Origin of the sequence: Paenibacillus sp. IHBB 3054 (assembly GCF_051594305.1) — a bacterium.
GTDB lineage: Bacteria > Bacillota > Bacilli > Paenibacillales > Paenibacillaceae > Paenibacillus_AQ.
The window spans coordinates 1-14,064 of sequence record NZ_JBOFBG010000052.1 but is presented as its reverse complement, the minus strand read 5'-3'; the positions used below and the strand labels follow the sequence as shown (position 1 = coordinate 14,064).

The following is a 14,064-nucleotide window of genomic DNA, read 5'->3' as shown; positions in this document are numbered from 1 at the left end:
CTTTCTTTGGCAGCACTTTTTTAATGGCTACTGCAGCTCATAGTTTAGCATTTCCCCGAGCTCTTGCTTCTCCTGAGGCGACAGCTCGCGCCACTCTCCGGTTTGCAGCGTCCCAAGGCGGATATTCATGACCCGGATGCGCTGCAGCTTTCTGACCTCATAACCAAAGGCGCTGCACATGCGGCGTATTTGCCGGTTCTTGCCTTCAGTCAGGATAATGCGGAATACCCGCTCTGTCATTCTTGTCACTTCACAGGGCAGCGTTCTGCCGCCCAGGATCTTCACTCCACTCGACATCCCGGTAATGAAGGAAGGCGTGACAGGCCGGTCTACAGTGACTACGTATTCCTTCTCATGCTTGCCTTCGGCCCGCAATATCTTGTTCACGATGTCTCCATCATTGGTAAGCAGAATTAACCCCTCTGAGTCCTTGTCCAATCGGCCGATCGGAAAGATGCGCTCCTGATGCCCGACAAAGTCAACAATATTCCCCTGAATGTGGCTTTCCGTGGTCGATGTGATGCCTACCGGCTTATTAAGCGCAATATAGACGATCTGGCTTCCCGTTTCCAGCGACTTGCCATCAATCCGTACTTCATCGCCCGGAACGGCCTGGCTGCCGAGTACGGCCGGCTCACCGTTAATGGTAACCCTACCGCTTTCCACCAGCTTGTCTGCTTCACGGCGTGAACAATAGCCTGTCTCACTGATGAATTTATTAATTCTCATGATTGTCTTCACTCCGTTCTCTATTCATGCCCTGCTCTGCAGCAGGTTCACCTGGTGCGGGCAGTTTAATAATAACTTCCGTCCCGCAACCGTATTCACTACGGATCTCCAAACTGCCTTTGTGAGCCTGGATAATCCGCTGGCTGACCATCAGCCCAAGTCCTGTACCCGACTCTTTATTGGTATAGAACGGCTCACCCAGCTTGGGCAGCATATAATCGGGAATGCCGCCTCCCTCGTCAGAGATCACAATAACAACGGAGTCTTCATCCATATACTGCTCCAGCGTGATGGTTCCACCGTCCGGCATCGCTTCAATGGCATTCTTGACGATATTAATAAACACCTGCTTAAGCTGGTTCTCCTCGCAATGCACCGTTGCCGGCAGCTCTGCGAACCGTGACTCAAACTCTATGCCAAAGAGATGGGCCTGGCTGCTCAGAAGGGAAATTACATCATTTAGAATGTGCCGGACATCCTTTTGCTGAAAGTGAACTGCCTGCGGCTTGGCCAAAATCAGAAATTCACTCACAATAAGATTAATTCGCTCCAGTTCGGAGAGCATTAAGTCAATGTGCAGCGGGACCAGCACCTGCTTTTCTTGTTGAAGCTGCAGGAATCCCCTTAGTGTTGTCAGCGGATTGCGGATTTCATGGGCAACCCCGGCGGCAAGCTGTCCCACCGTAGTCAGCTTCTCTGAGCGCCTCAGCAGCTCTTCGATCCGGTTGCGCTCTGTCATGTCACGGGATACGTGGACAAAGGCCTGTGGCCGTCCCTCTTCGTCGCGAATGATCGAGGTGCTGACACTGACTTCGACCATCGAGCCGTCTCGCTTCAGCCGTACAGTCTCTACCGGAAGCAGAACAGCGCCATTCTTCAGCTCCCTCAGCCTTTCTTCTTCCTGTTTCTGCACCGTAGCCGGCACCAGATAAGGCGGCTTAACCAGGGCATCTGCGGCACTCCAGCCGTATAGATCCTCAAATGCTCTGTTCGTACTGATGATCCGTCCATCCATATCTACAGTATGAATCGCATCGGAGGTACCGTTGATCACCGATTCCAAATGTTCTTTAACCGCCCGGTTCTCTTCCAGCGTCTGCCCTAGCCGGTTCGTATGCTGGGAAAGATGGGAGGTCATCGCATTAATCCTGTGGGCCAGCTGTCCCAGCTCATCGCGGCTGTCCACCTTTAACGGCGGCTCAAATTTGCCTTTTGCCACATCATTGACCTTGGCCAGAATATCCTGGATCGGACGGGTTACCACACCGGCAAGCACATAGCTGCACACGAAAAAAATGATAAGCAGCAACAATGAAGTAGTGATATTATTGAACAATTGGTCTTTGATGACCGAAGAAATGACCGAATAGTCCATGACTACAGAGACGACATAATCATCAGCACCCGGTTGGTTGATCGGGATGAAGCTTTTGAGCACTCTTTTGCCAAGAGCCTCCGTATCCAGCGTGACCGGCTGCCCTTTGCCGAGGGCTGCCATCATCGCCGACTTATCCTCTTCCACATTGCCATAGATATAGGTGCCGAATTTAATAGGACGGCTGCGCAGCTTCTCATTCACGCGGTCTTCACCATTAGGCATCATGCTTGCAGAGGCAAAGGTTTTGGGATTGATTCCTGTGACCTCCAGAAGTCCCGGATTGACCTCTTTGGACTGCTGAACGATCTCGTCGGGATTCATAATTTTGACGTAATCACTCACTGCTGTACTGCGGATGTAAGGATCTATGATGTAGTTAGTCGAGGCATCGTGATAATATCCCCACTTTTCAATGAACTTAGGATTGGAAGTCGAATATTCAAAAGGTCCGGACCAGAAATTCTCAAGGCTCTGCCCCTGCTGAACGGATACTTTCTGACCGGCAAACAGCTCGAGAAATGCGACGTACCAATACCCCATTCCTTTGGTAGGCAGTCCAATCTCACCAGGATCAGACGATTTGGCAACCACTATATCATCATTAGTCTTGACCAGAAGTGAAATATTAGACACACCGAGCTTATCCGCCAGGTACACCAGCTGTTCATTCTTCACATTCTTGATATCCGGGTCAAGCTCTTCAGAGGCTAAAATGGCAGCCATCCGCAGGTTCTGGGCCAGCTGATACTGCACATAGTTCGAGCTATAGCTGCTCTGTTCGACTGAAACGGCAATCTGCATGGCGGTCATCTTCATATTGTTTTCACTTTCATTACGCAGATTATCCCGGGCCGCGTAAAGATTCAGTGTAAGATTGAGCGCCAGGATCAGCAGTACCGAACCAAAAATAATAGCCGATAATTTTGTTTTTATGGACAAGCTGCTTTTTCACCTCTTATCCGCTGGTAAATCCTAGCGGAGTGTTCATGAATATCATACCTTTTGCCTATCCATTTGAAAAGACATTTCAGAGACGGGGCATATTTTGCGAAGCATTGAATTTTATAGGGAGTTTCTCTACAATGGATAAGAAAAACATAAGGTTAATCCACAGGCTATACACATATAAACAATTTATTAAATTCTGATGTGTACAATATTGTGTATAAGTCGGCGGTTATCCACAGAGTTATACACAATTTGTTCAGAACGAATATTTGTTCGTTGCACAAGGTACAGAATACGAAGGGAAGATGCACTTGAATATATTACTTAATGAACTGCCGCCCGAAGAGCGGGAGGCTCATGAATATTGGATGCGGGAGGCGATTGCGGAAGCCCGCAAAGCAGAGGCACTCGGCGAGGTACCCATCGGAGCAGTAATTGTCCGCCATGGCGAAATCATCGGGCGCGGCTACAATCTGCGTGAGACCACAATGGACTCTACGGCTCATGCTGAAATGGTGGCCATTCGTGAGGCCAGTATAGCTTTGAACTCCTGGAGGCTGCTTGATTGCCGGCTCTACGTTACCCTTGAGCCCTGCCCGATGTGTGCGGGGGCCATGGTTCAATCTAGAGTCCCTCTCACGGTATATGGCACAACAGACCCTAAAGCCGGCTGTGCAGGCACCCTCATGAATCTCCTGGAGGAACCGCGGTTCAATCACCGGACCGAAGTCATTCAAGGTATCTTGCAGGAGGAGTGTGCGGATCTGCTGACTTCCTTTTTCCGCCGCTTGCGCCAGAAGCCGTCCAAGCTATAGTTATTTGCAGAAATGACCAAGGAGGATCATATGTCTCTTAAACTGTACAATACGTCTCATGTTATCTATCTCTCCCTGCTGCAGCTCCAGGATGCAGATGAGCTGCTTCAGCTGCGCCTGCGCAACAAGGTACAGCATCAGCCGTTTGAACCACTGCGCGAGGACGATTATTTTACCCTTGAAAGCCAGAAGCAGCTCGTTGGCCAGCGTTTGGAGGATGCCCGTCAGGATAGAGCCTATATGTTTGGCATCTTCCTGCTGGACGGACAATTAATTGGGCAGGTTACCATTTCCAATGTGGTACGTGGCGTCGGACAATATGCCGATATCGGGTATTTTATTGACCATGAGGTACAAGGAAAAGGGTATACCAGCGCCGCTGTAGGCTTAATCCTGGAGTATGCCTTCCATGCTCTTGGGCTGCATCGGGTACAGGCTTGCATCCTGCTGCATAACGAAGGCTCCCGCCGTGTATTGGAGAAGAACGGGTTTCAGGCAGAAGGAATTGCCCGGCGTTTCATTAAAATCAACGGTCAGTGGCAGGACCACCGCACCTACGCTATTCTGGCTGATGATTACTATCCGTTTCAGCGAGAAATAGAAGGATAATTTATAGCGTGAAGCATATAAATTCTTATATTTGGACAAAAAAATCCCGCATGATCGCGAACAATACGCACGCATGCGGGATTTCTATGTTGCTTAGATTAATAAGTGCCCATTCCACCGAACTGCTGTTGCAGCTCTTCCATTGTAACTACATCATCCCCCTGAGGGATGCCAATCGTGAAGGTCTGCTTCTCATTAACTTTGCTGTATTGGTTGCTTCCGGTTAATGACAGGCTGACGTTCGTTCCTTGCTCAGGATCTTTGACGATGATATCCATCAGCAAGTTCTGGTATACAGGGAAGCTATCTTTGTCGATCGCAGTATCAAGTTTAAATTGGTTGATCGTAAGATACTTGTTCAAATCAGCCAATCCTTTGTCGACCTCAGCACGGGTCTCGCTGGACTGCAACTCTTCTTTAGCTTTGGCTAAATCAGCCTCGTCAATTTGCAGCATAGTCTTGTATTCTTCCTTACCCACAATATCAATAATCTTCGGCAGTGCATTATTCACGAGGATTGTAAGTGCTTCTTTGACATTGTCATTGGTCACCTGGAACTGAACCACTTGTTTAGCCTTGACATCCTCCGGCAATGCCGCATCTTTAGGTTTGATGTCGGTAAAATATTTCTCTTCATCATACTCGGCCAACAGTGTGCTTACTACTTCATTGGAGAGCTTTTGCATTTTTTGCGTGTCTACTGAAGCCGGGCTCCATTCGGTGCCGCCCTGCTCTGCCAGTTCCTTCAGGTCAAGCTCTACGTATTTCCCTACAATTGTCTCCGGAAGCGGCAAGAACGGAATCGACGGTACTTTGACGTACATCTTCTCTGCGGTCATTACCATAGGGATGTTAAAGGACATCGCCATATCACCCTTCAGGTTCAGTACCATAGTCATTTCTGTCTGCATCGGATCCGCTTGATATACCCCATTCACGGAAATATCAGCATTCTTCAGCATACTGAGCACCATACCTGTCGTAGCATCCGTTGTACCTTCACCGGCTTCCACAGTCAGGTTGTTAATGACTAGCTTGCTCTTCATTTCATATGAAGTCAATGCAGTCGCTTTAGCGGCGGCCGATTTCAGGGCCTCTTTTGGTGCCTCTTGTTTGTTCGCGCATCCCGGCAAAATAATTGCAGCTGCAAGCAGCAATGCGGAAGCGGATAACCCCCATTTTTTGTTCATTGTTGTTCTCCTCTCCCATGTAAAAAAATTGTTTCCCCTTCCTAATGATAAACCATTTGGCAAAAAGGGGAAACAGTTCATTTCTCCTTTCTTTTCCGAAGGTGTTATCCCTGCGGATTATGATGAGCTACATGGTTAGCCTGTTTGACCTTTTTGGAGCCGGAAAGCGGCTTGGGCGCTGAAGAATGGTGTTCTCCTCTAGGCTCATGATTGGTGTCTACCCCGGGAACCGGCATACTTTTAGGCTTGCTCATTTTTAATTCCTCCCTATGGATTAGTCAAATCTTGTAGCGCTTGTGCACATTCATGAATCTGTCTTGTATACTGCTGGGCCAGCAATTGTACGGCATCGGTACGCTCATCGGTATGCCTTCCGCTCTGCTCGGCATCAATCAGATTCACAGCCACTTCACGGCTATCGACATAAGTGCAGCGAAAATCAAGAGAATAATCCTGCCGCCCTGCCGCATTGAAATGAATCAGCAGACTGTTCTGGTCAGCTGCATCTCCCTGCACGCTAAAGCTGTCTCCATCCTCCATCAGTGCAGGCAGACGCTCCTGCCATGCGGTAACCAGACTTTGCTGGTCCAGTTCCAATTGTCGGTTCATTGTTCTTATCAGCCTCCTTCTCTAATACGTTGCGGAGAAAAGAGGATTTTTATTCCCTCTGGAACAGGTTCCATAAATAAGAATAAAAAAAGATCACTCCTTCTAAGAGGAATGACCTTCGTATATGCAGGACTTTTATCCTTTAACCGATCTTCCGGATCGAGTCCAAATGCTCAACCAGTCTGTTCCAGGTATCCGTGATGCCCTGCAGCATACCCATATCCAGCACCTGCTGCAGTGCTTCTGCTGTCGCATATTCCGCGCGATTAATGACTTTAGTCCCATCTTCTGTTTCGACGAAGATTAGGGTAACGAGTGTCTCAGGCATATTATCTGCAACGTTGCCCTCCGCATCGGAGAAATAATCTACATACACGATCTTCTCTGGTGCAACGATCTCACGGTACACACCCTTGCCCCATGATTCCATACCATAGAAATCACCCTGGTTCTTGTCCTCGCACTTCATACAATAATGCCAGACTCCGCCCACGCGGAAATCCATATGGTATACCGGCAGCGTCCAGCCTCTCGGCCCCCACCAATGCTTCAGATGCTCTGCTTGCGAAAACGCCTGAAATACCAGCTCCCGAGGGGCATTGAACTCACGTTCCAGAATAAGTACCTTATCCTCTACCTTGGATACCATTTCATTTGCCATTTTTAAATTCCTCCTCGATTTTCCTAGTGGGTTAAGACAGTTCTACCACAGCGTTCGCAAAGCTCATCCATCATCTCTTATTCAATCTTGCTGCTCTTCTACTGCTTGCTTACCTTGTACTTTCTGTAAGTAGTCATCCAGCCGGTCGAACCGTTCCTCCCAGATGTGACGATAGCTCCTCAGCCAATCCTCCAGCTCCTGAAAAGGTTCCGGCAGCAGGCTATAGATCCGGCGGTTAGCGTCCACCTGGGCCTCCACGATGCCAGCCTCACTTAGAACACGCAAATGTTTGGATGCTTGAGGCTGGCGCAGTTGCAGCCTTTCAGCGATTTCCCCTACAGTTAGCGGGCGTTCGCGCAAAAGCTCAACAATCTGCAGGCGGTTAGGCTCTGCCAAGGCACTCATGACATTCGAATTCATAGTCATCATCCATTCTTAGCTGTGAAGGTACGTACCCTTCATTAAGTGTCTGGCTTTTGTATTCCCTTGCTCGATACAAATGTACCACTATGTGAATATTCCTGTAAAGGAATATTTAAAGATTAATTCCACAACCTTATTTTCCTCAACCTGCCGTACAAAAAAAGCCGCCTTCCAAGGAAGGCGACTTCTATCTGTAAATTCATTCAATTAAAAGGAATGGCGGAGAGGATGGGATTCGAACCCATGTGGGCTTGCACCCTAACGGTTTTCAAGACCGCCCCGTTATGACCGCTTCGGTACCTCTCCAATGCATCTAAATTTCACATGCATTAGGAATTGTACCACACAATACAAACAATAAGCAACTGTATTATTGAGAAACTTTAGGATTAATACATTTTACATTACGCATATACGGCTGAAGGGCCTCTGGAATCTGGACGCTGCCATCTTCTTGCTGGTAGTTCTCCAGAATAGCGGCGACCGTCCGGCCGACAGCAAGCGCAGAGCCATTCAGCGTATGAACAAACTCCGGCTTGGATTTGGGTTCCTTGCGGAAACGGATATTTGCCCGGCGCGCCTGGAAGTCCTCCGTATTGGAGCAAGAGGAGATTTCACGGTACATGCCGCTCTCCGGCAGCCAAACCTCCAAATCGTAAGTCTTAGCCGAAGTAAAGCCCATATCTCCGGTGCATAGGCCCAGGACACGGTATGGCAGCCCCAGAAGCTGCAGTACACGCTCCGCATCCGCAGTCATCTTCTCAAGCTCCTCATACGAGGTCTCAGGGGTGGTGAGCTTCACCAGCTCCACCTTGTTGAACTGGTGCTGGCGGATAAGTCCGCGGGTATCACGTCCTGCCGACCCTGCTTCAGAACGGAAACAGGAGCTGTAAGCGACATGATATTTGGGTAGGTCTGCCGCTGTCAAAATCTCCTCACGATAGTAATTCGTCACTGGGACTTCAGCCGTAGGAATTAAGTAGTACTCGGTATCCCGCAGCTTGAACAGATCCTCTTCAAACTTCGGAAGCTGGCCTGTACCATATAAGCTATCCTTGTTGACGATATACGGCGGCAGCATCTCTTCATAATTATGCTCTCCACTGTGAAGGTCCATCATAAAGTTAATCAGGGCACGTTCAAGACGAGCTCCAAGTCCCTTATAGAAAACAAATCTGGAGCCGGTTACCTTAGCAGCAGCTTCAAAATCAATGATATCCAGCTGCTGTGCCAGCTCCCAATGTGATTTTGGAGTGAATCCGAATTCTCTTGGCTGCGACCAGCGGCGCAATTCAACATTCTCTTCCTCGGATTTGCCTACCGGTACAGATTCATGCGGAATGTTCGGAATACTCATCGTCAGTTCGTCAATCTGAGTCTCCAGAACACGCACTTCATCATCGAGTTCTTTAATGCGGTCGGAAACGGTCCGCATCTCTGCAATTAAATCATCAGCCGGTTCGCCGTTTTTCTTCTTCTTGGCAACATCACCGGAAACAATGTTCCGGCGGTTCTTCAAACCCTCTGTCTCTTGCAGCAGCTCACGGCGGCGCAGATCCAGCTGCGGAAATCCGGCGATCAAATCGAGCGATTTACCGCGTTTGTTAAGCGCCTCTTCTACCTTTGCGTAATCACTGCGCAATACTTTTACATCTAGCACAAAGTTTCCCTCCTGAAAACAGCCTAAACTCTTTCAAATTGCTGTTTTGCAGCACTGAAAGAGTCAGAATGTTCTTATATGCAGTTCTATTGTTTGGCTGCCAGACTTGCCTCTACCATATCGGCAAAATACTGGTGCAGCCGGTAATCTTCTGTCAGTTCCGGATGAAAGGAGGAGACCAGCAGATTGCCTTCACGGGCAGTTACAATCTCATCATTGTAAACCGTGAGCACATCCACATTCGGACCCGTCTCATTAATAAGAGGAGCGCGGATAAAGACGGCACGCACCGGCTCATTTATCCCTTTAACCTCCAGATTACATTCAAAACTTTCCCGCTGGCGGCCAAAAGCATTCCGGGCAACGGTAATGTCCATCAGTTCGAGATGTCCGGGCTCACCGCCGGCGATTCTCTTCGCCAGTACAATCATGCCGGCACATGTTCCAAAAATAGGCTTGCCCAAGCCTGCAAAATCGCGTATCGCTTCAATGAAACCATACTTGCGCATCAGCTTGCCTATCGTTGTGCTCTCTCCACCAGGTATAATGAGCCCCTGGACCTCAGCCAGCTGCTCTACACGCTTGATGGGCAGACCCTCAGCCCCGGCTTTCTCTATACTGACAATATGTTCTGTTACGGCGCCTTGAAGCGCCAACACTCCTATTTTCATCCGGACAACCTTCTCTCTATTAACGGCCGCGCTCCGACATACGTTCAGCCGGAGTCAGAGTTGCGATATCAATCCCCTTCATTGGCGCGCCGAGGTTCTTGGATACTTCAGCGATCAGTTTATAGTCAGTGAAGTGAGTAGTTGCCTCCACAATCGCCCGGGCAAATTTCTCGGGGTTGTCCGATTTGAATATACCGGAACCGACGAATACACCATCCGCACCAAGATGCATCATCAAGGCTGCATCAGCCGGAGTAGCTACACCGCCTGCGGCAAAGTTAACAACCGGCAGCTTGCCGAGCTCGTGAACTTCAAGCAGCAGCTCGTAAGGAACACCTAAAGTCTTAGCTTCGTGAAAAAGCTCGTCTTTGGACAAGTTGGTTACCTTGCGGATCTGGCTGTTGATAAAACGCATATGACGCACGGCTTCAACAATGTTACCCGTTCCCGGTTCACCCTTGGTGCGGATCATCGAAGCTCCTTCATTAATACGGCGCAGCGCTTCACCCAGATCTTTCGCTCCGCAGACAAAAGGAACTGTAAACTCACGTTTGTTGATATGGAATACTTCATCGGCAGGCGTGAGCACTTCGCTTTCATCCAAATAATCCACGCCCAGAGATTCAAGAACCTTCGCTTCTACATAATGACCGATACGGGCTTTGGCCATAACGGGAATGCTTACCACTTTGATAACCTCTTCTACGATTGTAGGATCAGCCATCCGGGCTACACCGCCTGCTGCGCGGATATCAGAAGGTACGCGTTCCAGAGCCATTACAGCTACTGCACCCGCAGCCTCGGCAATTTTCGCTTGCTCTGCATTCATGACGTCCATAATGACGCCGCCTTTTTGCATTTCTGCCATGCCTCTTTTAACTCGCGATGTTCCAGTTTCCATGATTCAAGCCTCCCGATTGATCTTATCTAACTTGCCACTTTACCGCAAGGCGGCTATATATACAACCTATTTACTCGGATTATCCACTGCACCAGACATTACCGCCCTAGAACAGGTTCTTAATTCCTGTAAACAAATCGCTGAAAAATTCGCCTATTGCTCTCATCAGCAGCTTGAACCAGCCAGCCTTCTCCGCTTCCTCTGCGGTAATCAGATTGACCGTCTTCTCCTGAACCTGAGACATTCCTTCAACCTTGTAGGAGTAAGTAACCTTGCCCACTTTGGAAGCATTGGTAATCGGGGCTACCAGTGTTGCTGCATCATTAACGGTAACCGCTGTGTTAATCTGTGGCGCAACCGTTCCTTTAGGCACGATAAAAGTAACTCCGGCATCGGTAACTATGGACACATCTTTGTTTTTGCCTTTTTGCACAGGCACTGTTTCATTGCCGGCAATTACGGCTTTAGGGCCCACTACCTGTTTGATTTCGAAATTATTGAAGCCAAAATCAAGTACTTTCTTGGTTTCTGTGAAACGGTGTGCTTCCGAGTTGGCTCCCATAACGACACTGATCAGCCGCATACCGTCGCGAACAGCCGTACCGGTGAAACAGTTGCCGGCATTGTTGGTATGTCCTGTCTTCAGCCCGTCAAGGCCGGGATAAGCGTATGCCTTAAAGTTGGCGATATCCTTGTTCGCTTCCAGCATCCAGTTGTAGTTAACCATCGGTTTGTCATCCCGTTGACGGAACTTATAAGACTGAATGGTTGTGAATTCTGTAAAATCAGGGTGGTCCGTTACGATATATTTGGCAAGGATCGCTGCGTCCATGGCTGACATTACGGTTTCACGATCGACTTTGGGCTGGAACTTAGCCGGCATATCGGCACGGTCAAGACCGGTAGAATTGATAAAGTAAGCCGTCTTCATTCCCATCTTCTTTGCAGTTTCATTCATTAGAGCTACAAATTCCTGCTCCGATGACGAAACAAGCTCAGCCAACGCTACGGTGGCATCATTAGCAGAACCAACGGCCATTGCTATGTATAGCTCTCTTACCGTATGTTCATCGCCTTCAGCCAAATAAATACGCGAGCCGATCTGCTTGGAGGCATTTTCCTGAACAACTACTTTCTGATCCCAGGAAATCTGGCCATTCTTCACGGCATCTGCAACCAGGTATTCGGTCATCATCTTCGTCATGCTTGCCGGAGGCAGAGGCTTGTCGGCATTCAGAGACAGAAGCACCTCGCCTGTAGTAGGCTCAATTAACACTGCTGAATCTACTTCGAGTTGCAGCGATTCTATACCAGGAATCTTGACTGCAGCTTTCGCCGTAGTATTGCCAGCAGCAGTACCCTTTTCTGTTGTTGCCGGTGTCTTCACTTCATCAGCGAACACCGAATGTACTGGAGAAGCTAACATATTTAAAAGCAGACCTACTGTCGCTGTCTTAATCACAAATTGTTTACTGCTAAATTTTCGCTTGTGCTTCAATGATTACTACTCTCCTTTTGATCCTCATATCCATTGCTTGTTCTATTCTAACACAGGGGTACCTGCAAAAAAAGACAGACAGGACGAATTTAGTCCTGTCTGTCCGTAATTTATCGAAACCGCCTAATTATAGGGAATAGTTGGGAGCTTCCTTGGTGATTTGTACATCATGAGGGTGACTTTCACGCAACCCGGCTCCTGTAATCCGGATGAAAGATGTATCATTGCGCAGTTCCTCCAGCGTCTTCGTTCCACAATACCCCATACCAGAACGAAGCCCGCCGATCAGCTGATGAACCGTATCAGAGAGCGAACCTTTGAAAGCCACTCTTCCTTCAATACCTTCTGGAACTAGCTTCTTGTCATCATCCTGGAAGTAACGGTCTTTACTGCCCTGCTTCATGGCGCTCATACTGCCCATGCCGCGGTATACCTTGAATTTACGTCCCTGATAAATCTCAGATTCGCCCGGGCTTTCTTCCGTTCCGGCGAACAGGCTTCCCATCATAACCGCAGATGCTCCCGCAGCAATCGCTTTGGTAACCTCACCGGAATATTTGATACCCCCGTCAGCAATAATCGGAATGCCGTACTCACGGGCAACCGTTGCACAATCGTAAATGGCCGTAATTTGCGGAACACCGATACCGGCAATTACGCGTGTGGTACAAATTGATCCCGGTCCAATACCCACTTTGACTACAGAAGCGCCAGCTTCAATCAATTCACGGGTTGCGTCTCCGGTTGCCACGTTACCGGCAACAATCGTAAGATCCGGGTACAGTTCACGCAACTTGCGGACAGCATCAATAATATTAATATGATGCCCGTGTGCGGAATCTACCGTAATCAGATCAACGCCGGCTTTCACCAACGCCTCTGTACGTTCAAAAGTATCTTTGGAAATACCAATTGCCGCACCCACCAGCAGACGGCCGTGAGCATCTTTTGCTCCGTTCGGGAATTGAATAGCTTTTTCTATATCTTTAATCGTGATCAGACCTTTAAGAATGTTGTTCTCATCTACAAGCGGCAGTTTCTCGATCTTATGGCGTTGAAGGATACCTTCTGCTTCCTGGAGAGTAGTGCCAACCGCAGCAGTGACCAGATTCTCATGGGTCATCACTTCTTTAATTTGAATATTAAAATCATGAATGAAACGCAGATCTCTATTGGTCAGAATCCCAACCAGCTTATTGCTTTCATCAACGATAGGTACTCCGGAAATACGGTATTTACCCATCAGGACTTCAGCGTCGGAAACCCAGTGTTCTGGCGTTAGAGAAAAGGGATTAGTAATAACACCGCTCTCGGAGCGCTTTACGCGGTCTACTTCTTCAGCCTGCTGCTCCACTGACATATTCTTATGAATAATGCCAATGCCTCCCTCGCGGGCAATTGCAATCGCCATAGCTGCTTCTGTGACTGTATCCATGCCTGCACTCATCAGAGGGATATTCAGCTTCACATTTTTGCTCAGTACCGTGGCCAGATCCACTTCCTTCGGCAGTACCTCGGATTTGCGCGGCACCAACAGCACATCGTCAAACGTCAAACCTTCTTTACCAAACTTATCTTCCCACACCTGGGTCATTCCTCCTCGATTATCTTTATTCTAACCGCCCACAAACTTTATAAATGAAGAAACTCCGGTTTGAAGTCCATATCCGATAGACACCGAATTAAACAGCGAAGTTATACATATCCGTATCTTCAATTAACGTTTGAGATGCTTGTCCAAAAATATATTATTGCCATCTTAGCAAAGGGTTTTTGGCCTGTCAAGAATATTACATCATCGGAGGAGGGAATCGGAAAACGGTCACCGGGTAAGCGAATTCTTGGACGAAAGTCCGTATGCAGTGGACATTATCACTATAAGAATCCAATTTATTGTATATGTACATTCGTAGTTTCAGGGTGCGGGATTAGCCTATATATTGCTTTAACTACCACCATTTGCACTTTAACC

Annotated in this window: 14 protein-coding genes and 1 tRNA gene; 2 read left to right on the top strand and 13 right to left on the bottom strand. The window is 48.3% G+C overall.

From position 1 onward, the window contains the following. Positions 1–27 precede the first annotated feature (27 nt). Positions 28–729 (bottom strand): 23S rRNA pseudouridine(2604) synthase RluF, encoded by a 702-nt coding sequence (gene rluF / locus ACQ76X_RS32545; RefSeq protein WP_076114079.1) that lies wholly within the window; start codon positions 727–729, stop codon positions 28–30. Further along, positions 719–3,046 carry an ATP-binding protein gene (locus ACQ76X_RS32540; protein WP_438497917.1) on the bottom strand — a complete coding sequence of 776 codons (2,328 nt, stop codon included), beginning with the start codon at positions 3,044–3,046 and terminating at the stop codon, positions 719–721. The genes rluF and ACQ76X_RS32540 overlap by 11 nt, the downstream gene beginning before the upstream one ends. A gap of 320 nt (positions 3,047–3,366) precedes the next feature. Between ACQ76X_RS32540 and tadA the strand changes: the two genes are divergently transcribed. Beyond that, positions 3,367–3,870 carry a tRNA adenosine(34) deaminase TadA gene (gene tadA / locus ACQ76X_RS32535; protein ID WP_256718266.1) on the top strand — a complete coding sequence of 168 codons (504 nt, stop codon included), beginning with the start codon at positions 3,367–3,369 and terminating at the stop codon, positions 3,868–3,870. Between the two features lie 30 nt (positions 3,871–3,900). Beyond that, on the top strand, positions 3,901–4,479 hold the full coding sequence (locus tag ACQ76X_RS32530) for a GNAT family N-acetyltransferase (protein ID WP_438497915.1): 579 nt from the start codon (positions 3,901–3,903) through the stop codon (positions 4,477–4,479). A 98-nt stretch (positions 4,480–4,577) separates the two neighbouring features. Here the strand turns inward: ACQ76X_RS32530 and ACQ76X_RS32525 are convergent, their stop codons facing one another. From ACQ76X_RS32525 to guaB, 11 genes are all read right to left on the bottom strand, one after another. Further along, positions 4,578–5,669, bottom strand: a complete 1,092-nt coding sequence (locus ACQ76X_RS32525; protein WP_038584489.1) for a hypothetical protein — start codon at positions 5,667–5,669, stop codon at positions 4,578–4,580. A 104-nt stretch (positions 5,670–5,773) separates the two neighbouring features. Further along, a complete protein-coding gene (locus ACQ76X_RS32520) occupies positions 5,774–5,923 on the bottom strand; it encodes a small acid-soluble spore protein P (protein ID WP_438497913.1) in 150 nt (49 codons plus the stop codon). A 13-nt stretch (positions 5,924–5,936) separates the two neighbouring features. Then, positions 5,937–6,278: a hypothetical protein gene (locus ACQ76X_RS32515; RefSeq protein WP_341119299.1), complete on the bottom strand. Its 342-nt coding sequence runs from the start codon at positions 6,276–6,278 to the stop codon at positions 5,937–5,939. A 142-nt stretch (positions 6,279–6,420) separates the two neighbouring features. Further along, positions 6,421–6,939, bottom strand: coding sequence for an SRPBCC family protein (locus ACQ76X_RS32510; RefSeq protein ID WP_438497912.1), 519 nt, complete (start codon positions 6,937–6,939; stop codon positions 6,421–6,423). Positions 6,940–7,020: 81 nt separating this feature from the next. Next, positions 7,021–7,359, bottom strand: coding sequence for an ArsR/SmtB family transcription factor (locus ACQ76X_RS32505; protein ID WP_438497911.1), 339 nt, complete (start codon positions 7,357–7,359; stop codon positions 7,021–7,023). A gap of 220 nt (positions 7,360–7,579) precedes the next feature. Beyond that, positions 7,580–7,668: transfer RNA gene (locus tag ACQ76X_RS32500), tRNA-Ser, on the bottom strand. A 64-nt stretch (positions 7,669–7,732) separates the two neighbouring features. Beyond that, positions 7,733–9,022, bottom strand: coding sequence for a serine--tRNA ligase (serS, locus tag ACQ76X_RS32495; RefSeq protein ID WP_438497910.1), 1,290 nt, complete (start codon positions 9,020–9,022; stop codon positions 7,733–7,735). An 86-nt stretch (positions 9,023–9,108) separates the two neighbouring features. Then, the gene (gene pdxT, locus ACQ76X_RS32490; protein ID WP_438497909.1) at positions 9,109–9,693 is read right to left on the bottom strand and encodes a pyridoxal 5'-phosphate synthase glutaminase subunit PdxT; all 585 of its coding nucleotides are present in this window, start codon (positions 9,691–9,693) and stop codon (positions 9,109–9,111) included. A gap of 19 nt (positions 9,694–9,712) precedes the next feature. Then, the gene (gene pdxS / locus ACQ76X_RS32485; RefSeq protein ID WP_342440278.1) at positions 9,713–10,597 is read right to left on the bottom strand and encodes a pyridoxal 5'-phosphate synthase lyase subunit PdxS; all 885 of its coding nucleotides are present in this window, start codon (positions 10,595–10,597) and stop codon (positions 9,713–9,715) included. 103 nt (positions 10,598–10,700) lie between these two features. Beyond that, positions 10,701–12,092 (bottom strand): D-alanyl-D-alanine carboxypeptidase family protein, encoded by a 1,392-nt coding sequence (locus ACQ76X_RS32480; protein ID WP_438497908.1) that lies wholly within the window; start codon positions 12,090–12,092, stop codon positions 10,701–10,703. A 127-nt stretch (positions 12,093–12,219) separates the two neighbouring features. Next, a complete protein-coding gene (gene guaB / locus ACQ76X_RS32475) occupies positions 12,220–13,677 on the bottom strand; it encodes an IMP dehydrogenase (protein ID WP_038584466.1) in 1,458 nt (485 codons plus the stop codon). Between the last annotated feature and the right edge of the window lie 387 nt (positions 13,678–14,064).